22 protein-coding genes are annotated in these 22380 nt (G+C 55.5%); 7 read left to right on the top strand and 15 right to left on the bottom strand.

Annotation, left to right across the window (positions count from 1 at the left end; translation table 11 throughout):
• Positions 1-5: 5 nt before the first annotated feature.
• Entirely contained in the window at positions 6-215 is a 210-nt protein-coding gene (locus CSC3H3_RS03245) for a hypothetical protein (RefSeq protein ID WP_101263760.1), read from the top strand.
• A 90-nt stretch (positions 216-305) separates the two neighbouring features.
• On the opposite strand, the gene CSC3H3_RS03240 is transcribed toward CSC3H3_RS03245, so the two are convergent.
• Both CSC3H3_RS03240 and CSC3H3_RS03235 read right to left on the bottom strand, forming a co-directional pair.
• A complete protein-coding gene (locus tag CSC3H3_RS03240) occupies positions 306-917 on the bottom strand; it encodes a YqaA family protein (RefSeq protein ID WP_101283672.1) in 612 nt (203 codons plus the stop codon).
• Between the two features lie 157 nt (positions 918-1074).
• Positions 1075-1437, bottom strand: coding sequence for a hypothetical protein (locus CSC3H3_RS03235; protein ID WP_245881253.1), 363 nt, complete (start codon positions 1435-1437; stop codon positions 1075-1077).
• 279 nt (positions 1438-1716) lie between these two features.
• On the opposite strand from CSC3H3_RS03235, the gene CSC3H3_RS03230 reads away from it, so the two are divergent.
• Together CSC3H3_RS03230 and CSC3H3_RS03225 are read left to right on the top strand one after the other, a co-directional pair.
• Positions 1717-2220 carry a Dps family protein gene (locus CSC3H3_RS03230; RefSeq protein WP_101263758.1) on the top strand — a complete coding sequence of 168 codons (504 nt, stop codon included), beginning with the start codon at positions 1717-1719 and terminating at the stop codon, positions 2218-2220.
• A gap of 128 nt (positions 2221-2348) precedes the next feature.
• On the top strand, positions 2349-3719 hold the full coding sequence (locus CSC3H3_RS03225) for a diacylglycerol/lipid kinase family protein (RefSeq protein ID WP_101283670.1): 1371 nt from the start codon (positions 2349-2351) through the stop codon (positions 3717-3719).
• A gap of 111 nt (positions 3720-3830) precedes the next feature.
• On the opposite strand, the gene ftsY is transcribed toward CSC3H3_RS03225, so the two are convergent.
• The 12 genes from ftsY to soxR all read right to left on the bottom strand — a co-directional run bounded on the left by ftsY (position 3831) and on the right by soxR (position 16691).
• Positions 3831-4766, bottom strand: a complete 936-nt coding sequence (gene ftsY, locus CSC3H3_RS03220; protein WP_101263756.1) for a signal recognition particle-docking protein FtsY — start codon at positions 4764-4766, stop codon at positions 3831-3833.
• Positions 4763-6010, bottom strand: a complete 1248-nt coding sequence (mtaB, locus tag CSC3H3_RS03215; RefSeq protein WP_101283668.1) for a tRNA (N(6)-L-threonylcarbamoyladenosine(37)-C(2))-methylthiotransferase MtaB — start codon at positions 6008-6010, stop codon at positions 4763-4765. The genes ftsY and mtaB overlap by 4 nt, the downstream gene beginning before the upstream one ends.
• A 408-nt stretch (positions 6011-6418) precedes the next feature.
• The gene (locus tag CSC3H3_RS03210; RefSeq protein ID WP_101283666.1) at positions 6419-7477 is read right to left on the bottom strand and encodes a GGDEF domain-containing protein; all 1059 of its coding nucleotides are present in this window, start codon (positions 7475-7477) and stop codon (positions 6419-6421) included.
• Between the two features lie 161 nt (positions 7478-7638).
• Complete coding sequence (gene argB / locus CSC3H3_RS03205; RefSeq protein WP_101263753.1) at positions 7639-8565, bottom strand: acetylglutamate kinase; 927 nt, start codon at positions 8563-8565, stop codon at positions 7639-7641.
• 40 nt (positions 8566-8605) lie between these two features.
• On the bottom strand, positions 8606-9268 hold the full coding sequence (gene yihA, locus CSC3H3_RS03200; RefSeq protein ID WP_101263752.1) for a ribosome biogenesis GTP-binding protein YihA/YsxC: 663 nt from the start codon (positions 9266-9268) through the stop codon (positions 8606-8608).
• Positions 9269-9314: 46 nt separating this feature from the next.
• Entirely contained in the window at positions 9315-11036 is a 1722-nt protein-coding gene (gene yidC, locus CSC3H3_RS03195) for a membrane protein insertase YidC (RefSeq protein WP_101263751.1), read from the bottom strand.
• A gap of 52 nt (positions 11037-11088) precedes the next feature.
• Positions 11089-11358 carry a membrane protein insertion efficiency factor YidD gene (gene yidD / locus CSC3H3_RS03190; RefSeq protein WP_245881366.1) on the bottom strand — a complete coding sequence of 90 codons (270 nt, stop codon included), beginning with the start codon at positions 11356-11358 and terminating at the stop codon, positions 11089-11091.
• Between the two features lie 17 nt (positions 11359-11375).
• Entirely contained in the window at positions 11376-11822 is a 447-nt protein-coding gene (gene rnpA, locus CSC3H3_RS03185) for a ribonuclease P protein component (RefSeq protein ID WP_245881365.1), read from the bottom strand.
• A gap of 16 nt (positions 11823-11838) precedes the next feature.
• The gene (gene rpmH, locus CSC3H3_RS03180) at positions 11839-11973 is read right to left on the bottom strand and encodes a 50S ribosomal protein L34 (RefSeq protein ID WP_073953396.1); all 135 of its coding nucleotides are present in this window, start codon (positions 11971-11973) and stop codon (positions 11839-11841) included.
• Between the two features lie 524 nt (positions 11974-12497).
• Complete coding sequence (locus tag CSC3H3_RS03175; protein ID WP_101263747.1) at positions 12498-12908, bottom strand: RNA-binding S4 domain-containing protein; 411 nt, start codon at positions 12906-12908, stop codon at positions 12498-12500.
• Positions 12909-13117: 209 nt separating this feature from the next.
• Positions 13118-15994 carry a helicase-related protein gene (locus tag CSC3H3_RS03170; protein WP_101283664.1) on the bottom strand — a complete coding sequence of 959 codons (2877 nt, stop codon included), beginning with the start codon at positions 15992-15994 and terminating at the stop codon, positions 13118-13120.
• A 169-nt stretch (positions 15995-16163) separates the two neighbouring features.
• The gene (soxR, locus tag CSC3H3_RS03165) at positions 16164-16691 is read right to left on the bottom strand and encodes a redox-sensitive transcriptional activator SoxR (protein WP_101283662.1); all 528 of its coding nucleotides are present in this window, start codon (positions 16689-16691) and stop codon (positions 16164-16166) included.
• A 93-nt stretch (positions 16692-16784) separates the two neighbouring features.
• Between soxR and CSC3H3_RS03160 the strand changes: the two genes are divergently transcribed.
• Complete coding sequence (locus tag CSC3H3_RS03160) at positions 16785-17420, top strand: NADPH-dependent FMN reductase (RefSeq protein WP_101283660.1); 636 nt, start codon at positions 16785-16787, stop codon at positions 17418-17420.
• Between the two features lie 136 nt (positions 17421-17556).
• Here CSC3H3_RS03160 and CSC3H3_RS03155 read toward each other — a convergent pair whose 3' ends face one another.
• Entirely contained in the window at positions 17557-17880 is a 324-nt protein-coding gene (locus CSC3H3_RS03155; protein ID WP_101263743.1) for an HPF/RaiA family ribosome-associated protein, read from the bottom strand.
• 261 nt (positions 17881-18141) lie between these two features.
• On the opposite strand from CSC3H3_RS03155, the gene htpG reads away from it, so the two are divergent.
• From htpG to CSC3H3_RS03140, 3 genes are all read left to right on the top strand, one after another.
• Entirely contained in the window at positions 18142-20031 is a 1890-nt protein-coding gene (htpG, locus tag CSC3H3_RS03150; RefSeq protein ID WP_101283658.1) for a molecular chaperone HtpG, read from the top strand.
• Between the two features lie 97 nt (positions 20032-20128).
• Complete coding sequence (locus CSC3H3_RS03145) at positions 20129-20911, top strand: SDR family oxidoreductase (protein ID WP_101283656.1); 783 nt, start codon at positions 20129-20131, stop codon at positions 20909-20911.
• Positions 20912-21032: 121 nt separating this feature from the next.
• Positions 21033-22358: a deoxyguanosinetriphosphate triphosphohydrolase gene (locus CSC3H3_RS03140; RefSeq protein WP_101286073.1), complete on the top strand. Its 1326-nt coding sequence runs from the start codon at positions 21033-21035 to the stop codon at positions 22356-22358.
• The last annotated feature ends 22 nt before the right edge of the window (positions 22359-22380 follow it).

Genomic DNA, 22380 nt, shown 5'->3' with positions numbered 1-22380 from the left:
ACAAAGTGCCCACCACCAAACGGACCGAGAAGCTCCAAATTATGTTGGATGACGACGAGCTGAAGGTGATCGATGATTGGCGTTTCGAGCACAGAATGCCCACACGGGCAGCTGCGATCCGTGAATTAATCCGCCGTGGTCTGATCTCTGAGGACGTTGAAGCACCCGAAGTCGAGGGTAAAACGACCACTGATTTCCGCATCGAAGCGGAATAACGACCAAAAAACGCCCGGAAAAAAGTTGCCGGGCGTTTTTATTTCAAGAAGAAAACAATTCTTCGCTTCAATATTTGCAGCTTTCAGACGCTATTTTGCCACCGTCCTGCCCTGTTTGGACTTACGACCAGCAAAATAATGCACATAGCCCGCGCCAAGTAGACGGACAATCGCGAAAAGTCCGTAATATCGAATCGCCCGGGACAGAAGAATCGCGATAAAAAACAGCCAGAATGGATAATCTGTTGCCCCTGCAGCCAATGCCGCAAGCTGCATGGGGGCTGGCGTGACACTTATTATAAAGACAAGCCAGAATCCGCCCTCCTGGAACCGATCCTTGAGCTCGGCGAATTCATCGTGCCCGTGTGTCCAGTCCAGAAACGGGGTGACGGCATCGTCAAACACGCCCCAGGCCAGTAAATAAAGCACAATAGCCCCCGCAACACTGCCAATCAGGGTTACGGTGGCAATTTGCATGCCGCGTTTGCGCGATATGGCCATCAAGGGCGCAATAATGAATTCAACCGGTATCGGAATAATGGTGGTTTCAAGAAACGACGCCATACCGATCCCGGTCAAACCGCGTTTCCCGGCAGCCAGCGCAACAAGCGGGCGGCGCAAACGCTGCCACCAGCCCGGCGCGTTTGATTGGGCCTCAATCCCGGCCACAGTTTCATTATTATCCCGCTGATCGTAATTCATTGGCGACCTGCTGTGTTCTTTATTGTGGAAATGTGTGTTTGACCGGCCTTTATTGCCGCAAGACCAAACAATCAAAATAAAACGGCCCGCCCCAGGAAGCTGAGGCGGGCCGTAGCACCCGTGGACTTACTCACGCCCAGGCAGGTTGTGATGTCTGTTACTGAGCGTCATGCTCGTCGTCGAGTGCATTCTGTGCCTTGTTCAGGGCCGCAACGGTTTCAGCCTTCACATCTTCCCATGTTTCGGCCGATGCATCCTGAACGTCATCCATTGCCTCGCTCAGATTGTCCTTGGCATCTTCCCAGGCTTCCGACATGGCATCCATGGCATCGCTGCTATTGTCAGCGGCGGATTCCTTCATCTCGTCGTATTTATCGCCCAGTGCCTCGGACTTGGACTTTGCCCAGTCCATGAAATCTTCTTTCTGCTCGTACGAATAATCCTTGGCATCTTCATATTCGTCTTTGGCTTCGTTCTTCATCTGGGTCGCATCGGCTTCGATGGCATCATCCGTTTTCATCGTATTGGCAGAATCTGCATACGCCGGAATCATAACAGCCGAAGAAACCATAATAGTACCAGCCATCAACATTGCCTTAGCAAGCATCACAACCTCCATTTTTTGTTAAGAGCGACGCCTTTATTTGACGTTGCTTGCCCCTGATAACGACATGGGAAAGATGATGTTCCCGTTTTTCGTTATTTATTTAAATGGAACTTCCCTCTCGTGCGCGCGTTCCTATGGCAATCGTTCATCTTACTTTGAACGAACTGTTAATAAGAAAATCAGGAGTTAACAATGGCTCAGAGCAATATGCAGACCGTCGCCAAGGAATTGCCGATCGAAACCGGTGTCGAACGCAAGGACCGCCGCAAGCTGGCGGAAATGCTGACCCAGATCGTCGCCTCCTCGCACGTGCTGTATGGCAAGGTGCGTGGCGTGCACTGGAATGTTGTGGGGCCCAACTTTTATTCCCTGCATAAAATGACCGAAGAACAGTACGAAGACCTGCACACCGCCAATGACGACATGGCAGAACGCATTCGTGCCATCGGCTTTAATGCACCGACCGGTCTTTCGACCATGATGAAAAAATCCGTGATTACGGACGAAACCGAACTTCTCAGCACCGATGAAATGGTGCGCGAACTGATCGAAGACCATGAAAAGATGGCAAAGCTTCTGCGTGAAAGTGTCAAAGAAGCCGACAGCGTCGATGATCCGACCACGGCAGACATGCTGACAGCACGCATTGGTGTGCATGAAGAAGCAGCCTGGATGCTGCGCGCCACCCTTGCCTGAGGGCGTTTGTCCCAAAGACGGTAAACCGGCGCCACAAAGGCGCCGGTTTTTTTATAGATATTCACATCCTATAATATTGGGCCGCATGGCAAATTCTCGCGGTTTGGCAACACAGGGAGACACCAAAGGTGGAAAACTCTGATCTTACCGGCAAGGTTCTGATGTTATTGACCCGTCATAAGGTCATCGAACGCTGGCGGCGCGATGGCGCACAGCCGCTGCGCAGCGTCTTTGAAGATGCCGGTTACCAGACGGAACTGGTTTTCTGCGATAATCCCGATGCCATGATCGAACAGGTCAAAACCAATACCCGCCCCGGCGATATCGTTGCTGTTGGCGGCGGGGATGGCACCATCAATGCCATGATCGACCCGATCCGTGATTCCGGCACAGTGCTGATCGCCCTGCCCCTTGGCACCGCCAATGATTTTGCGCGCAGCCTGAAACTGCCAGACGACCCGGTGCAAGCCGCCCAGGCCGCCATTAACGGCCAGCTTTCAATGCTTGATATCGGCCGGGTAAATGGCAAAAGTTTTGTCAATGCCGCATCCATCGGTGTACCCGCCGATGCTCGCAAGCGTATAAACCCGGACCTTAAGCGCTGGACGGGTGCCATCAGCTATGCCGTTGCCAACTGGCAAAGCTGGCACGAAATGACCCCGCTGGAACTGGATGTAACCTGTGCCGGGCACGACACCCAGCATCTGAAGCTGCGCCAATTAACCGTCACCAACGGCCAGTATTTTGGCGGCGGCCTGCGCCCACGCGAAAACAAACGCCTTGATGATGGCAAACTGCATGTTTTCGCCATTCGCGCCGATGTCGATACGCTGTCGGGCATGGATATTGGCGCGGCATTGCTGTTTGGGTCGGTCGATGAATCCGAACTGGCCCTGACCATGGAATGCGACGATATCCATATTGATTGCGGCGAACCGCACCCGATTCTGGCGGATGGCGAAATCATCAGCAAACTGCCCGCAAAATTCACCCTGGAACGTGCGGTATTGCCGGTATTTGCCCCCAATGCCTTTACCGGCGGCGTGGTTACCGATGGCGACATTGCCGATGGCGATGCCTTAAACGACATCACCATCGATGCCGAAGACCTTGCCATTCGCATGGAAGCCATTTGCACAATCGCCAGTAATGGCCACCTGAAAGCCATCTGCCATGATGAATCGCGCAAGCTGCGCAATATCATCCGCCAGCTGGAACTGGCATTGCGCCCCTATGGGCTGCCGTTATCATCTCCCGACCCGGACCTGCACAGCCTTGAAACCCTGCGCGACAAGGCGCTGTCCTGGGTTCTGAACGACCTTGATGACCGCATGGCAACCGGCCTGCTAAACCAGATCGGCCAGCTTCTGACCACGCTGGAAGCCTGCCCGGTCGATAATAAGCCCGACCAGATCAAAACCAGCCTTCTGGCCCTGAAATCAACCCTGACAGAGCTTGAAGGCCAGTTGGGCACCATCCGTTCGTCAGAAACGGCTTAAGTCCTATACAGGGCCTATATGGCCCCACGCCGGGCAAAAACCATCACAGCAAAACAAAACGCCGCCAGGAAGGCTCCGGGCGGCGTTTTACGTTTAACGATATCTCAGGGCTCAATCAGCAAGACCGGCAAGGCTGCGGGCGAAATTGCGCGCATCGAAGGGGCGTAAGTCCTCGGCACTTTCGCCAACGCCAATCGCATGGACCGGCTTGCCAAATTTTTCGGCCAGCGCCACAACAACACCGCCCTTTGCCGTACCGTCAAGCTTGGTCACGATCAGGCCGGAAACATTGGTGGCTTCGGAAAACAGTTCGACCTGCGAATGGGCGTTTTGACCGGTTGTGGCATCAAGCACCAGAAGCGTGTCATGCGGCGCAGTTTCGTCGCGCTTGCGAATAACACGAACGATCTTTTTCAGTTCTTCCATCAGGTGCGATTTGTTCTGCAGGCGACCAGCCGTATCAATCAGCAGCAAATCCATGCCCTGGCGCTGCGCCTGTTCAATGGCATCGAAGGCAAGGCCAGCGGCGTCCGCCCCGGTATCACGGGAAATCACCGGGCAATCGGTGCGTTCACCCCAGACCTTAAGCTGTTCAACAGCAGCGGCACGAAACGTATCGCCCGCCGCCATCATCACCTTCAAACCCTGATCCTTATAGGATTTTGCCAGTTTGCCAATGGTGGTAGTTTTACCCGATCCATTCACACCTACCACCAGCACCACATGGGGCTTGCGCGCAGGGTCCAGAACCAGCGGCTTTGCCACCGGATCAAGGATCTTGGTAACTTCCTGGGCGATAAATTCCTGGATCTCGGCAGAATCCACTTCCTTGTCAAAGCGGGTTTTTGCCAGCTCACCACTTAGTTTCGCCGCCGTGGCAACACCAAGGTCGGATGTAATCAGCAGGTCTTCAAATTCTTCCAGCGCATCATCATCAAGACGGCGCTTGGTAAAAATATCGGCAATACCGGTAGTCAGTTTCGAGGAGGACCGTTTCAACCCGTCCTTTAATCGGGCAAACCAGCTTTTTTTCCCCTCTTCACTCATACCATCAGCTCCGCAATCAGTTTTCCGTCTTTATGGCCAATGACTTTGGCCTTGGCGATTGTGCCCGGTTCTATCACGCGATCCAGCTCAACGGGAGCAAAATGCTCCGTATGGCCGGTATTTTCCTTTTCGATCAGCACATTCTCGATCAGGCCAACGCGTGATTGCAAAAATGCTGTCAGTTGAATATCGCCCGCGTCGCGCAGGGCCGCGGCCCGTTCCTTGCGCTTTTCCTTGGCGACCTGCGGCATTTTGGCCGCCGGTGTGCCCGGGCGCGATGAATAGGGGAAAACATGCAGGTAAATCAGCCCGCATTCTTCCACCAGGCGCAGGGTATTTTCGGCCATCTCATCGGTTTCGGTCGGGAAACCGGCAATAATATCGGCGCCAAACGTCACATCGGGGCGCAGCGCGCGGACCTTTTGGCAAAAATCGATCACATCCTGGCGTAAATGACGGCGTTTCATGCGCTTGAGCACCATGTCGTCGCCCGCCTGCAAGCTAATGTGCATATGCGGCATCAGGCGCGGTTCGGTTTCGATCAGACGGAAGATGTCTTCGTCAATTTCCACCGGGTCGACCGATGAAATGCGCAGGCGCGGCAATTCGGGCACCTGGGCCAGAAGCCGGCGCGCCATTTGCCCCAGCGTCGGCTTGCCCGGCAGGTCATGCCCATAGGATGTGATATCAACGCCGGTCAAAACGACTTCGGCATAGCCATTGGCAACCAGTTCACGCACCTGGGTCACAATCTCGCCCAGCGGCACGCTGCGCGAATTCCCGCGACCATAGGGAATAATGCAGAATGTGCAGCGATGGTCACAGCCATTCTGGACCTGAACAAAGGCGCGCGCGCGGCCTTCAAAACCCGATACCAGATGGCTGGCGGTTTCTTCCACCGACATGATGTCATTTACGATCACGCGTTCATGGCTGATATCCATGAAGGTTTCCGCCTTCATTTTGGTATCATTGCCAAATATGCGGTCGATTTCTTTCATCCCGGCGAATTTTTCCGGGTTTACCTGCACGGCACAGCCGGTAACGAAAATTTTGGCGTCCGGGTTTTCGCGGCGCAAACGGCGAATATTCTGCCGCGCCTGGCGTTCGGCCTCGGTCGTAACAGCGCAGGTATTGATGATGATGGCATCATCCAATCCTGCTGCCTTGGCGTGGTCGCGCATCACCTCTGATTCATAGGTGTTCAAACGGCAACCAAATGTAATGACGCGCGGCTCTGTCATGCTCGGCTTTCTGCGGCTGGCGGTAAATACGGAAACACATTCTGTTTCTGGCACGATCGCGGTCTATCCCTGCCGCAAACGCCAGACAGCCCGGCAGCAACCATCGCTATCAGGCGCTGGTTACATACGCTTTTGCACAACTTATTGCAAGACCGCAGCCCCCGGCCTGCACCGCAGGCACCAATGCCCCCTAACAGCATCGGGCGGCCCTATGCCGTCCGATACACGGCAGCTCATCCCAGCCCAACCACTTGATTTCAGGCGATATTCATAAACCAAAACAAACGCTTCGGCACATTTGATCAGCAATCATCGCCACCCGCCCCCGCCTCGGTCCCGGCCACTTTGGGCAACACAGCCATGCATCAACGGGCAATTGGCTGCTTAGCCGGGTCGCAATAACAGGGATCAGGCCTTGGCCGGTTCGGCATCACCTTCAAAGGGGACTGCAACGCTATATTGGTCACGCCCGGCCTGCTTGGCACGGTAAAGCGCGTTATCGGCGCGATCCACCAGTGATGCCGGGCCTTCGCCCTTTTGATATTCGGCAACACCGATTGAAATTGTCATGTGCCCAAAGGACGTACCCGATGATTTCGCCCGTACTTCGCGCGCACGCACCCGGTTACACAGGTCTTCGGCCAGGAACAAGGCTTCATCAAGCGTGGTTTGTGGCAACAGAACCGTAAATTCATCGCCGCCATAGCGCGAAACCGTATCGCGACCCTTGACGTTGGATTTCAAAATCTTGGCGATCAGCACCAGAATTTCATCACCCACCCGGTGCCCATAACGGTCATTGATCTGTTTGAACTGGTCAAGGTCGATCAAAAGCAGGCTGAAAGGTTCGGCATCCCGGCCTTCTTCCTGCCCGCTGGTCAGGTCGGCGAGAAGCTGTTCAAAATGCAGGCGGTTGGAAACGCGGGTCAGCCCATCGGTAAAGGACTGTTCACGTGCCTTTTGCAGTTCAACCTGCAAATGCGAAATCTGCTGATGATAGGTATGAAGCTGATCGGCCAGGGTGGTGACGGTCTGCTGTACCTGCCGGGTATGGCGGGCAACCGCACCGAGGATTTCAAACTTCTGCCCATCGCGGCGCAAAATGGCATCCGCCTCATCGAGCACCTTGTTGTAAACATTCAGCTCGGTCGTGACAGAGGCAATGCTGTGTTCGCTGTTTTCGATGACATCGGCAAAATTCTCCATGCCCTGACGCAGAAATTCAGTCGTCTGGCGATGAAGAATGAAACGGTGATAAAGCTCCAGCAACTGCTTTTCATCAATCGCCGTGCCCTGCTGGCGGGCCATATCAAGGGTGCGGAAAATATCCGGATTTTCGTCAGCAAAATAGACGAACCAGACATGAAACAGTTCAGGCACGGGCGACAGATTATATTCGCGCAACGCTTCAAGCGTCGCTGCGGCAATGTCCCAGTGTCGGGATTTAAGAGGGGACTCCGTTGTCACCTTGTGTTTGCTCCGCACAACCTCGTATGGCGCAGGGTACGCCGCCGGCAACTTACCGGATATCAAACAGGAAATGCCTATCCCTACAGAGAAGTTACTGTACTACAGATGGGGCGATAGGCACATCTTTGCCATCAAAAGCAGAGCAGAAATATCCGGGGTTACCCCCGGATCATTGTTCCGGCACCACGTTCGGTGAACAGTTCCAGAAGAACGGCATGCGGCGCACGACCATCAACGATGACCGCAGCTTCAACACCATTCTGGACCGCATCCAGGCAGGTTTCGGTTTTCGGGATCATCCCGCCCGAAATGGTGCCATCCGCGATCATGTCATTGATGCTGTCCACATTGGCATCACGCACAAGCTGCTTTTCCTTATCAAGGATGCCCTTGACGTCGGTCAGCATATAAAGGCGACGGGCGCCGACCGCCTTGGCAATGGCACCAGCCGCGGTATCAGCATTGATATTGTACGTCTGGCCATCTTCGCCAACCCCGATCGGGGCAATAACCGGAATGATATCGGTGCTGGCAAAGCAATCAAGCACATGCGGGTTCACCGCAACCGGTTCGCCAACAAAGCCAAGATCAAGGACCTTTTCAATGTTGCTTTCCGGATCGCGTTTGGTGCGGGTCAGTTTGCGCGCGGTAATCAGGTGCGCATCCTTTCCACACAGGCCAACAGCAACCCCACCCGACGAATTGATGTTGGAAACGATTTCCTTGTTGATCTTGCCGGCCAGCACCATTTCGACAACGTCGATGGTCTGCTGGTCGGTGACGCGAAGGCCATCGACAAATTCGGACTGGATGTTGAGTTCCTTGAGCATCTGGCCGATCTGCGGGCCGCCACCATGAACCACAATCGGATTCATGCCAACCTGCTTGAGCAACACGACATCCTGGGCGAACAAACGGGCCAGTTCGGGATCACCCATGGCATGACCGCCATATTTGATCACTATTTTCTGGCCGTTATAGCGTCGCATATAGGGCAAAGCTTCCGACAGAACCTTGGCACGGGCCAAAGTCCGATACGCACTGGATTCGGAATTGTCGTCTTCAGGACGGATTTCTTCGCTCATATTGCTCCCCAATTCATGCAACACGATGGTCGTCGGGTGATTATAACAGGCTTGCGATCTCGGCACGCAACTCCGAAATGCCCGTATTTTTTTCGCTTGAAGTCGCAAAAATCTGGTTAAGGGCGGCAGGATGTTTTTTCAGCGCGGTCACCACTTCGGCGATACGCTTTTCCATCTGGCCCTTTTTCAGCTTGTCCGCCTTGGTCAGCACGACCTGATAGGACACAGCCGTTTCATCAAGCATTTTCATCATTTCAAGATCGGCACCCTTAAAGCCATGGCGCGAATCGATCAGGACGAAAACACGGCGCAGCTTCACACGGCCACGCAGGTAATGACGAATCAGCCCCTGCCAGCTGCGCACAACATCTTTGGGTGCCTGGGCAAAACCATAACCGGGCAAATCGACCAGGTTAAAGGCGCCATCAAGGTCAAAGAAGTTAAGCTGCTGGGTACGGCCGGGCGTATTTGACGTACGGGCCATATCCTTGCGCGAGCAAAGTGCATTGATCAGGCTGGATTTGCCGACATTTGATCGGCCGGCGAAACAGATCTCGACTTTTTCTTCGGCGGGAAGCTGCTCAAGTTTGGCAACCCCCAACATGAAAGTCACCGGGCGCGTGAAAAGCAGGCGCCCGGCTTCGATCTGGTGTTCTTTGTAAGTCGGCACTGACGAAAGTGCCGTTATGTTTGCTTCGGTCATTTTTTCCGTATCCGCCCGCCTATGGGCGGCCCGAAGACGGGGGTCCTCAGACCCCCATCCGGTACATGATATAGCGCTGCTGAATGATCGACAGCGTGTTGTTCCATGCCCAGTAGATCACCAGACCTGCCGGGAATTTGGCCAGCATAAAGGTAAAGATGATCGGAAGGAACATCATAATCTTTGCCTGGGTCGGGTCAGCCGGTGCCGGATTCAGCTTCTGCTGCAGGAACATGGTGATCCCCATAATCAACGGCCAGACGCCAATCATAAGCATATGCGGCGGGGTCCAGTCGATCAGACCAAACAGGTTGAACAGCGTCGTGGGGTCTGGTGCCGACAGGTCCTGGATCCAGCCAAAGAACGGCGCATGGCGCATTTCGATATTCACAAACAGCACTTTATAAAGCGCGAAGAATACCGGGATCTGCACAACGATCGGAAGACAGCCCGAAGCCGGGTTGATCTTTTCACGTTTATACAGGGCCATGATTTCCTGCTGCTGACGCTGACGGTCATCGGCGAACTGTTCGCGAATCTGCGTCATTTTCGGCTGCAGCTTTTTCATGCCGCTCATGGATTTGTAGGACTTGTTCGCCAGCGGGAACATGACCGCCTTGACCAGAACCGTGAAGGCCAGGATCGACAGACCAAAGTTGCCAATCACATGGTTGATCCACTGCAGGATCTGGAAGAACGGAATGGTCAGGAACCAGAACCAGCCAAAGTCGATTGCACGATCAAACAGCTTGATGTTGTACTGATCGGCATAGGCATCCAGAAGGTTATATTCCTTGGCGCCTGCGAACATGTGGCTTTCCGAGCTGGCCGTTTCGCCATTGGCGATCGTGCGCTGGGAACCCAGATAATCCGCCTGGAACTTGTCGGTGTTATTGGCATTGTGATGGCTGAAACGGGCCGTCAGGCTTTCGTCATTTGCCGGCGCAAGCGCCACAAGCCAGTATTTGTCGGTGATACCAACCCAGCCGCCAGTCGATTTCTCGCTGACAGTGCCGTCTTCTTCCATCAGGTCCTTGTAGCTGATTTCTTTCAGCGAGCCATCGACAACGCCGATCGGACCTTCATGAAGAATATAGTAACCCGAGGTATGCGGCAGGCCACGACGCGAAATCAGGCCATAGGGATAAAGCGAAACATCCTGGCCGCTATTGTTGGTGACCGACTGCTTGACCGAGAACATGTAGTTTTCATCGATCGAGATGGTGCGCTTGAAAACCAGACCTTCGCCATTGTCCCAGGAAAGGGTCACGGGTTTGTCGGCAGAAAGCTTCTCACCATCGGCTTGCCAGCGGGTATCGTTACCCGGCAGGGCAACCTTGCTGCCATCAGCAGCAACCCAGCCGAATTCACCGAAATAGGCATCGTCCGAACCAGCCGGGTTCAGAACATGGATAAGCGGGCTTTGCGGGTCTTCGGTTTCCCGATAATCCTGCAACTGGATATCGTCAATCAGGCCACCGACCAGACGAATCGACCCCTTCACACGCGGCGTATCAATCGCGATGCGCGGCGAGGAAGCCAGCGCGTCGTCGCGGTTCGCAACCGGCGCTGCAGTTGATCCACCAGGGGCAGAAGGTGCCGCGGTCGAAGTTGAAGGCTTCGGTGCAGTGGAATTGACATCCAGTTGCTCGCGAACCTGCGCCTCGCGAACCTGGGGATCAGGTTTGTGAGGGAAAAGGAATTGGAACCCGACCAGGATTACGACCGAAACCGCAATCGCAATCCAGAGGTTACGTTGTTCGTTCATCGCCTCTTTCCGCTTTCGTCCGGCGGCCACGGGGCCTGACCGGCTGTTTATTCTATCTATATGACGAAAGCGCCGAGGACCGAGGGTCTCTGTCCGGCGGCGCCTCTTTACGTTCGCAACCACAACCAGGCACGGGGTCATAACCATGACCACCCCACGGGTGGCAGCGCATGATCCGTTTAAACCCGATCCAGCCGCCTTTCAACGCCCCATGTTTCGCCAAGGCCTCCATCATGTAGGCCGAACACGTTGGCTGGTAACGACATTGCCATCCAACATAGGGAGATAAAAAAAGCTGATAGCCTCGAACGGCGAGTTGCATGAGGCGCGCCAGGGGGCTCATTTTACCGGGCCTCCCGCCCGACGCTGACCACCTTTTGCCTTTGCCCGGCCCCGCACAGGGCGTGATCGGTCGGCTGGGGATGGTTTGGCATCAGGTATACGCCGCAAGGCAGTTCTCATATCGTCGACCAGCGCTTCGAATGGCCGCTCGATGGTTTGCTGCCGTCCAATAACGACATAATCCCATCCAGGCAAAGCCATGTCAGGTGCCAACAGGTCGGCGACTGCACGCAAACGCCGCCGAACGCGATTGCGTACGACGGCCTTGCCCACCTTTTTGGTGACGGTAAAACCGATTCGGGCGAACCGGTCTTCTCCGGCGCTTTGGTCTTCCGGCTGGATCCCGGGGCGCGGTGCACCTTGCAGGATCAAACCGTCTGTAACCCATTTACGGCGGGTACCAGCGACACGGAGAAACTCCGCACGCTTTTTCAGGCGTTCCACCGTAACGGTCACAAGATTAGGCCGACAGACGCTTGCGGCCCTTGGCGCGGCGTGCGGTAATCACGCGGCGGCCACCGACGGTCGCGTTGCGGGAACGGAAGCCGTGGCGGCGTTTCCGTACGAGTTTGCTGGGCTGGTAGGTGCGCTTCACTGCACTTACTCCGTTCTAATGAAGGTAATCCAATAAAATTCGAGGTCCGCTGTATAGGGCTTCCCACCTGCGCTGTCAATCACGCCACCGCCTTTTATCCCCGAAATCCGGCAATAGCGGCGGGTTTTGTCAAACGCAGCATCGATTTGGAACGCAAGGCCGCAGTGGATAAGCGGCGCAGCGCACAAAGTCAACGCCAATTCGGCACCATTACCGCCACATTTTTGCGAATCGCCCGCGCCGACATGCCTCTGCAAAGCCGATCACAACGGTAGATTCGCCCCACCCCACATACCACCGCCAACTGCGTTGCCACCGCGCCCAAACACTGGAAAATGCGGGTTAAAGCCCTACCCTGTGCGCCAGATCACAGTGCGCAGATACACAAGCAAGCTGACGCCAGAAAGCAATCAGCAACCAACACCGACCATAAAACAGAACGCCACGGGCTTTGCAGCAACCGTGGCGTTCTGTTTCAGGTATTTTGGGCAAGCCCCCTCATGTCCCCTCACAGGGCGGTAAAATCAGTCTGGCTCTCCTTCGGCCCGCAAACGGTCCAAGGCGCGTCTTTCCGCCTTGGTGGGGCGACCACTGCCGGTTTCGCGTACAGCGACCGCAGCCGTCCTGATATCGGCGTCTGCATCGGCCTTTTTGATGCGGGGCGGTGAATGGTCCTCATAAAGGGCCTGCGCCTCCGGTGCGGGCCCACGCCGGGTGCCCACGGCAACAATTTCGACGATGCGAATATGCGGCCCCTGGAAAAACTGGATTCGGTCACCCGGCCCAACGGCCACGCTGGCCTTTGAAACCGTCGCCGAATTCAGGACGATATGCCCGCCCTGACAGGCCTTGCTGGCCAGTGAACGCGTTTTGAAAAACCGCGCATACCACAGCCATTTATCAATGCGGATCTTGCCGCCTTCCGGATCGGACATCAGTGCAAATTTCCCGATTGGTCTGGATTGTTTGATCTGACCCACTTTGTTTCATTTTGGCGGGGTATTTGGCAAGGCTGTGATGCCAGAACACGTCCCCCTGCCCCGGGCCCTTGACAGACGCTGCCAAACAGAGCCCAAAAAGCAGTTCGGCCTGCTGTGTTTCCACAACAGGCCGAAAACCGGATCATTATGCAGCCAGCCTGGCATCAGCCCTTGGCGGCAAGCATTTCCTTAAGCTTCGCGAAGGGCGAATCTTCGTTGATCTGATTGTTTTTCGCAGGTGCCTGCGGTTTACCGCCATGACGCGGGCCATTGCCTTTCGGACCACCCGATTTCGGGCCGCCCTTGGCATTGCGCGGGCCGCCTTTCTGGCCGCCACGGTTGCCATTGCCAGCACCGCGACCTTCGCCAGCTGCATTTGCCTGCTGGTTATTGCGCGGGCCACGGGCATTCTGGCCAGCATGATGGCGTTTGCGACGATCAACACGAACGAAGAATTTCACTTCTTCAAATTCATCATCGCCAGCAGCACCTTCAGCCGATTCGGCCGGTGCCGATGCATCGGCACTCACTTCGGTTTCGCTGGTCGCTTCGGCTTCGGCCGGTGCTTCAACGGCAACAGCTGCTTCCGATTCGCCTGCTTCGGCAGTTTCTTCCGCTTTGGCTTCGCTGGCCGCTTCGGCCGCCGGTGCCTTTTTGACCTTTACGATCTCGGCACGCCAGCCAAGGGCGGTGAAAACGCCTTCGGCCTGCTCAACCGTGCAGCCCAGCAGCGAAAGAAGATCGGGATCAGGGCGAACCTTGCCGTCATTTTCACGCGCTTTCTGGCGCAGAAGGGCGGCAAAACGTTCCAGCATGTCAACGCGGGCCGCAAGCGGGCCAACCGGCATGTAACCGGCAGCCAGATAGAAACCCTTGGAATTGGCACGATCATTGGGAACCGACGTGCGGCCTGCCGGCGGCAGTTCCGGCAGTTCTTCAAGCTCACGCGAAACCGCCCAAAGAATGCCACGCAGTTCAACGGGGTCCGGCTTCAGGGCATCAAGAACGTGAACCGTTTCAACACCCAGGCGCACGCCCAGTTTTGCCAGCGCCTTGCGATCATCATCGCTCAGGTCCTTGATCAGGCTTTCAAGTTCCGAACGCGGAACACAGCCCAGACCTTCGTTAAGCTGGAACAACAGGCCGCGAATCGCGCCGGTCAGCTGGCAGTCCCGCAGGCGGGTCAGCATCTTGAGGCGGGTTTCGATATGGCTGTTCAGCCATGTCTGCAACCGGATCCGCACACGTTCGCGCGTGGGGCCATCAAAAAATTCGCTGTCGATGACGCTGATTTCCGGGCTCAGAACCGTGTCACCCTTTTTCAGGGTTCCAACGGCGGCACCGTTCCACAGGATCTCTAGTTTGCCATTCACGGCGAACTGGCCATCCTCGTCCGTTTCCAGTGTTTTGACACGCTGGGCAATTTCACCGCTCAGTGCGCGACGGGCGGCACTGGCAATTGCTTTGCCTTCGAAAGCGGCATCGGTTTCATCGGCAATGAAACGGAATCCTTCCAATCGGCCGACGAATTCACCTTCGACCTGGACTTCACCATTCGCAGTGATGGTAGACATGAGTTCAGACTTGTCCTTGAGACTTTTCAATAAAACCGAGGTCCGGCGATCCACAAACCTTTGGGTCAACCGTTCATGTAGCACATCTGACAGCTTGTCCTCAATGGCGCGCGTTCGTTCCTGCCAATGATTCGCGTCATCAAGCCAGTTATGCTTGTGCGAAACATATGTCCAGACGCGAATCCCCGCGAGCCGTGAAGATAGCTGGTCGATATCACCATCATAACGATCCATACGCAAGACCTGTTCGCCCATCCAGTCCGTTGGCAGCTTGCTTTTTGGCTGACAGAGGAATTTGTAGATGGAACCAAGCAGGCGCGGATGGGCGTCAGTATGGATATTTCGGAAGTCTGGAATCTGGCAGACTTCCCATAACAGCCGCACCCGGTCAGGCGACCGGGTAATGCGGGCGATGTCTTCGCTATGCGCAAGATGATCAAGCATGATCTCGTCAACCGGTTCGCGCACGCGAATCAGCATCGGATTATCAGGCAAGCGCCGCAATGATTGCTGCAATCCCTCGACAGACCGGAAATCAGGCCGCGCCGAACGCCAGTATACTTTGGTCAGCGCATCAAATTCGTGGGCTTCGATCTGTTCGATGATGTCAGGGTCAATGCCGGTCAAATTCCCGGTAACGCCAAAGGAACCATCATTCATATGGCGCCCGGCGCGCCCGGCAATCTGGGCGGTTTCGGCAGCGCTCAGATTCCGGTGGAACTGCCCGTCAAATTTCGACAGGGCGGCAAATGCCACATGCTGCAGATCAAGGTTAAGGCCCATGCCAATGGCATCCGTCGCAATCAGATGTTCCACATCACCATTCTGGAACATTTCGACCTGGGCATTACGTGTGCGCGGGCTAAGCGCGCCCAATACCACGGCTGCCCCGCCCTTCTGGCGGCGGACCAGTTCGGCAACGGCATAAACTTCCTGCGCGGAAAATGTCACAACAGCGGATTGCGAAGGCAAACGCTGGATTTTCTTTGGCCCGGAATAGGTCAGGGTTGAAAACCGCGCACGGGTATCAAATTCGACATTATCAACAAGCTGGCGGATCACGGGGCGAATGGTTTCAGCGCCCATGAACATGGTTTCATGCCGCCCGCGGGCATGAAGCAACCGGTCGGTAAAAACGTGGCCGCGTTCCGGGTCCGCGCACATCTGGATTTCATCAATTGCCATGAAATCAACCGGCATATTTACCGGCATGGCCTCGACCGTGCACAGATAATAGCGCGCACGCGGCGGCAGGATGCGTTCTTCACCCGTAATCAGGGCAACGGCCCCTTTGCCAACCTTGGCCACGGCGCGATCATAATTTTCGCGCGCAAGCAGGCGTAACGGAAAGCCGATCATACCTGTGGTATGCGCCAACATCCGTTCCATGGCCAGGTGGGTCTTGCCGGTGTTGGTCGGCCCCAGAACGGCAAGAATGCGGGGACCGGATCGGGTTGAAATCTGCATAAAACTCTTCCAGCAGGCGGTTACCGGGTACGGAAACCACCGGTCTTAGCGCTTTTCAACACTTTGCCCGGGCGAAGTCAAGCATTCAGCCATTTTCACCCCCGGCAAAACGCCAATTTTCAGGGCATTTTTCACCCCGGTGTCACATCTGCATACAAAAGCAGCGAAATCATTCGTGCCCGTCATCACTTGCCGGGGCATTTACGGCGTCTTCTGCAACATCCCCGGCAGCGCCTTCCAACAGGCGCGCCCCCGGCCCGTCTTTTGCCAGGTAATCATCAGGGTTACGTAGCGGACAATCCGACAATGACAGACAACCACAGCCAATGCAGTCGCCTAACTGGTCGCGCAGGCGGGTAAGCTGTTCGATGCGGACATTCAAGTCATCGCGCCAGCGCGACGACAGGCGTTGCCAGTCCCGCCCTGTGGGGGGACGGTCAATCGGCAGGCTGGACAGGGCTTCGCGAATTTCGGCAAGGGGAATACCGGTGCGTTGCGCCACCTTGATAATGCCGATGCGCCGTAACACCCCGCGATGAAAACGGCGCTGGTTGCCCTGGGTGCGAATACTGCGGATCAGGCCCTGACGTTCGTAAAAATGGATCGCCGAAACCGCAAGGCCGGTTCGGGCCGCCACGTCGCCCACCGAAAGAACCGGGCTGATCCGGTGCCGGGTGGCCGGTTTTACAGGTGCCATTTTCATCCTGCCATCAATTTCATTATCCGCTTGACCTTAACATAAGTTGAGGTTTTAGAAACGAAATCCCTGAACAGAAAAACAGAGGATGAAATGATGGAACGTTTAAATCTGGCTATCATCTATGGCAGTGCCAGCAAGGGCCGGTTTTGCGATACGATTGTGAACTGGCTGGTTCCCATCATTCTGGAAGACGGCGATTTTCTGATTGAAACCATCGACCCCGCCCTGATCAAACATACCCCGCGCGGCGGGCGGCAAAACTGCCCCGTCACCACACAAATCCGCCCCGCCATTGCCGAGGCGGATGCCTATCTGATCGTGACACCGGAATATAACCACAGCTTTACCGGTGAACTGAAACTTCTGATCGATTCGGCCCGCGATGAATGGTGCCGCAAACCAGCGGGCTTTGTGACCTATGGCGGCATTTCCGGCGGATTGCGCGCCGCCGAACAGTTACGCAATGTTTTTGGCGAACTTCACGTTGCCACCATCCGCGAAACCGTCAGCTTTGCCAATGTCTGGGACTGTTTTGGCGACGATGGCCGCCCCTATGACAGCGCCACCGCCAGGGCCGCCGTCCAAAAACAGCTTGCCGATTTGAAATGGTGGGCCCGTGCCCTGCGTGACGCCCGCCTGCCGCTTGAAACGCTTGAACATGCACCGGTGGCCGGAACCGGCCCGCAACAGGGCATACAGGGTGCTTTGCAAAACCAGTTTGCCTGACAGGGGCGAAACGGCCCCAATCCTGCCGGGGTTACACCCGAACGCAGCACAAATAGCAGAAACAACAACGGGGCGGCATCCTTGCCGCCCCGATCCTTTCAAAACCCTCTACGGGATCAATTGCCTGGCAACCTGTTTAATGGTTGCGCATCTTTTCGGCATATTCCTTGAGCTGGCGACGCGCGGCCTGATAGCTGTTTTTAAGGGCGATATAAACATCCTCGTGCGCGTGATCGGCGCTATCGCGCTTGACCATGATTTCCTTGCCCGGAACATTAATGCCGAAATGAACGGCATACTGGCTGCGGGCGTGGGATGAATGCGGTCTTTCAATAATCACATGGCAGGACGTCATGCGATCGAAGGTCTCTTCCAGTTTCTCCACCTTGAAACGGATACGCTCGTCAAGCGCATCGGACTGGTCAACATCACGATAGGTGATTTGCACGGGAACCTTCATATTTGGCCTCCTGTTTAAGCCTTGGACGTTCACAAGGTATGACACCTTGCATTTTTATCCGGGATGTTGCCCATCCCGGGGCAGGATCGACACCGTTTTTGGGGTGCCGGGAAAAACCGTGTTCCTTTAGATGTAGGATACAGGGCTTGCGCTGCAAGATGTGTTGACGCATATCAAGCAGGTTGCGGTCGCGGAGGATATATTTTTTATCCTCGTAAAGTGATGGTAAGTCCATTGATCCCAAAGGAGAAAACAGAGGTCATGACGGAAGAAAAAATGCGGTTCGAGGCAGAGGTCAGCCGCCTTCTCGACATCGTTGTCCACTCGCTTTATTCCAACAAGGACATCTTCCTGCGCGAGCTCATTTCCAACGCATCAGATGCGTGTGACAAGCTGCGCTATGAAGCCATTGGCAACCCCGAACTGATTGCCGGCGACAGCGAATTCAAAATTCGCCTGATGACGGACAATGTTCGTAATGTCCTGACCATTATCGATAATGGCATTGGCATGAACAAAGCCGACCTGGTGGAAAATCTCGGTACGATTGCCAATTCCGGTACGGCCAAATTTGTTGAAGCCATGAGCCAGGCAAAAGACGCGAAAAAAAGCGTCGATCTGATTGGCCAGTTTGGCGTCGGCTTTTATTCGGCCTTCATGGTGGCAAACAAGGTTGAAGTCACCACCAAAAAGGCGGGCGAAGACCAGGCCTGGAAATGGACATCCGATGGCAAGGGCGAATACACCATCGCCGAAGCCGAAATGGAAGGCCGCGGCACGCAGATCACCCTGCATCTCAATGAAGATGCCAAGGATTTCACCGAAGAATACCGCCTGCGCCACATCGTCAAAACCTATTCCGACCATATCGGTATTCCGGTGATCCTGATGAAGGCAGATGGCGGGGATGAAACCCTGAACGAAGCCTCGGCCCTTTGGACCCGGCCGAAATCGGAAATCACCGACGAGCAGTACAAGGAATTCTACAAGCACAGCTCGCACGCCTTTGATGACCCGTGGAAAACCATCCACTATCAGGCCGAAGGCGCGATTGAATATACCGGCCTGCTTTACATTCCGACCATGCGCCCGTTCGACCTTTATGATCCGTCGCGCAAGGGGCACCTGAAGCTTTATGTCCGCAAGGTTTTCATCACCGAAGGGGCCGATGAATTGCTGCCGCCCTGGTTGCGGTTTGTTTCGGGCGTGGTCGATAGCCAGGACCTGCCGCTTAACGTGTCGCGCGAAATGCTGCAGGACCACCCGCTTCTGACCAAAATCAAGAACGGCCTGACCAAAAAGCTTCTTTCCGAACTTGAAAGCAGCGCGAAAAAGGATATCGAAGGCTACAATACCTTCTGGGAGGCCTTTGGCTCGGTCGTCAAGGAAGGCCTTTACGAAGACTACGCCAATCGCGACCGCATCCTGAAACTAGCCCGGTTCAAATCATCGAAGGCCGATGGCTGGACCAGCCTGGAAGATTATGTCAACCGCATGAAGGAAGGCCAGAAGGCCATCTATTATATCAGCGGTGAAGATGTGGATGCGCTGCGCCGCAGCCCGCAGCTGGAAGGCTTTGACGCCAAGGGCGTCGAAGTTCTGCTGCTGACCGACCCGGTTGACGAATTCTGGATGCCTGCTGTTGGCCAGTTCGACGAGAAAGACTTCAAATCTGTCACCCGTGGCGGTGCCGATTTGAACGACGTCAAAGCCGATGATGCCAGCGACGACAAAAAAGACGATGCCGAGGACAAGGCTGTTAGCGATGCCGAGCTTGATACCCTGATTGCCGCCATCAAGATTGCGCTGGGAACCAGTGTGAAGGATGTCCGCGAATCAGACCGTCTGACCAGTTCGGCCTGCTGCCTGATTGCCGATGAAACCGATATGGACCTTCGGATGGAACGGTTGATGAAACAGCATAACCGCGTTGACGATGTCAGTGCGCGTATCCTTGAAATCAACCCGAAACACAGCCTGATCCGCAAACTTTCGGATCTGGCAAAGGCCGATGCCAAGGCCCCCGTCCTTGAAGATGCTGCCCAGCTTCTGCTGGACCAGGCCCGCATCCTTGAAGGCGAGGCCCTGCCCGACCCTGTCGCCTTTGCCCGTCGCCTGGATAGCGTGATGGAAAAAGGTTTGGGTCACTAAGCAAGCCTTAAGGCTGACCTGCGATGATGGGTGGCGCGTTGAAAAACGCGCCACTTTTTTTGCCTGTATCGTGCCGCCAAGCTGAAAGGATGCACCCATGAAACGCCTTGAAAACAGGATTTGCGTCGTCACGGGTGCAGCGCGTGGCATTGGTGCCGCCATTTGCGAAGCCTTCCTGGCCGAAGGCGCACAGGTTATCGCAACCGATTGCAATGAAACCGCCCTGCACGACTTTGCCCAAAAACAGGGCTGTTCAGCCATGCGCCTTGATGTTGGTTGCGAGGATGACTGGAATGCCTTTGCCACGCAGTATCCCGAAATTGACGTATTGGTAAATAATGCCGGCATTACCGGGTTTGAACAGGGCATGGTTGCCCATGACCCGGAACATGCCAGCCTTGCGGACTGGCACGCGGTTCACCGGGTTAATCTTGATGGTACATTCCTGGGGTGCCGATACGCGATTGGTGCCATGCGCAACCGGCCATCAGGGTCGATCATTAATATATCATCACGCTCCGGCATGGTCGGCATTCCGGCGGCGGCGGCCTATGCCGCGTCAAAGGCGGCCATTCGCAATCATAGCAAAACCGTCGCGCTTTATTGTGCCCAGCAAGGCTATAACATTCGCTGCAATTCCATCCATCCGGCAGCAATATTAACCCCCATGTGGGAACCCATGCTGGGATCAGGGCCGGAACGGGCCGCAAACATGGCTGCCCTTGTTGCCGATACCCCGGCAAAACGCTTTGGCAGCCCCGCCGAGGTCGCGGCACTGGCGGTTATGCTGGCATCTGACGAGGCCGCCTATATGACCGGCACCGAGCTGACAATTGATGGTGGTTTGCTGGCCGGGTCCGCCGCAGTGCCGGGCTCATGATGAAAACACACAACAGGGGTTTTCGTCATCGTGCCTTTGGGCCTATATCACAACCCGTAATACCGCCAATGGGGACGACACAAACGTCCGCAATGATGAAAGAATGCAGGAAACAAAACAGATGATGAACTGGCAAAAGCTGCTGTCACCGGCCCGGTTGGGCACCAAACATTCATCTGTCGGGACTTTTGGCCGGTCGGATTTCCACAAGGATTACGACCGCATCATTTTTTCATCGGCGTTCCGGCGCCTGCAACGCAAAACGCAGGTTCACCCCCTGCCGGAAAATGACAATATCCACACCCGGCTGACCCATAGTCTGGAAGTATCCTGTGTCGCGCGGTCGATGGGGTTGATGGTAGGGCACCGCCTGGCCGAAAAGCAGCACCTGCCCGACCATGTCGAAGCCGACCACCTTGCCGCTATTGTCCAGGCTGCGGCCCTTGCCCACGATATCGGCAACCCTCCTTTTGGCCATGCTGGTGAATATGCCATTCGCCAATGGTTTGCCGAGGCCGACGCCAAATTTCTCGCCCTGCTGACAGAAGGCGAACGCGCCGACCTTTTAACCTTTGAAGGCAATGCCCAGGGGTTTCGCCTGCTGACGAACAAGCGCACCGGCCTGCATGATGGTGGCATGCGCCTGACCTATGCCACGCTGGCAAGTTTCATCAAATATCCCTGGACGGCGATTAACAGCCCCTTCCCCGAAAAGCGCAAATTTGGTGCCTTTCAGCAGGAAGTACCAATGCTGGCACAGGTGGCCGAGGTAACCGGCCTTCTGGAACGCGGGCAACATTGTTATGCCCGCCACCCGTTGGTTTATCTGGTCGAGGCAGCGGACGATATTTGTTATGCCCTGATCGATATTGAAGATGGCATTGAACTGGAACTGGTGGATTTTCAGGTTTTTGAAAATCTGATCATGCCCTGCATCAAGGATGTTCCGGCCGAATATCACCGCGAAGCCAGCATCACGCGCAAAATGAACTTCCTGCGGGGCCGCATCATGACCGGCCTTCTCGCCGCGATCAGTGATGCATTTCTTGCCCATGAAGAACACCTTCTGGCAGGCGAGCTTACCGGAGATCTTCTGGCATATGTTGATGGCCCCTATAACGATATGATTCTGGCGGCCAAGGCATTTTCCGAACAGCAGATCATTCTGAACCGTCGCAAGGTCCAGATCGAGGTAGGCGCCTTTGCCTGTATTGAAGTCCTGCTTGATACCTTCTGCCGGGCCGCGCTGGAGCTGCATCAGGCCAAGGGCGAAAGCGACCTTAGCTATCGCACCGCGCGCGTTCGCGAACTGATCGGCCGTGACGACATGCCCGTTGGTGGCCGCCTTTACAGCCTTTACCTTGCCATTCTGGATTATATTTCCGGCATGACAGACGACTTCGCCGCCCGCCTGACCCGCGATATTGGTGGATCACAGGGGCGTTAATCGCCCGCCCCCATGCATCACA

Source organism: Thalassospira marina (assembly GCF_002844375.1).
Taxonomy (GTDB): domain Bacteria; phylum Pseudomonadota; class Alphaproteobacteria; order Rhodospirillales; family Thalassospiraceae; genus Thalassospira; species Thalassospira marina.
This window is presented reverse-complemented; position numbering and strand designations above follow the sequence as displayed.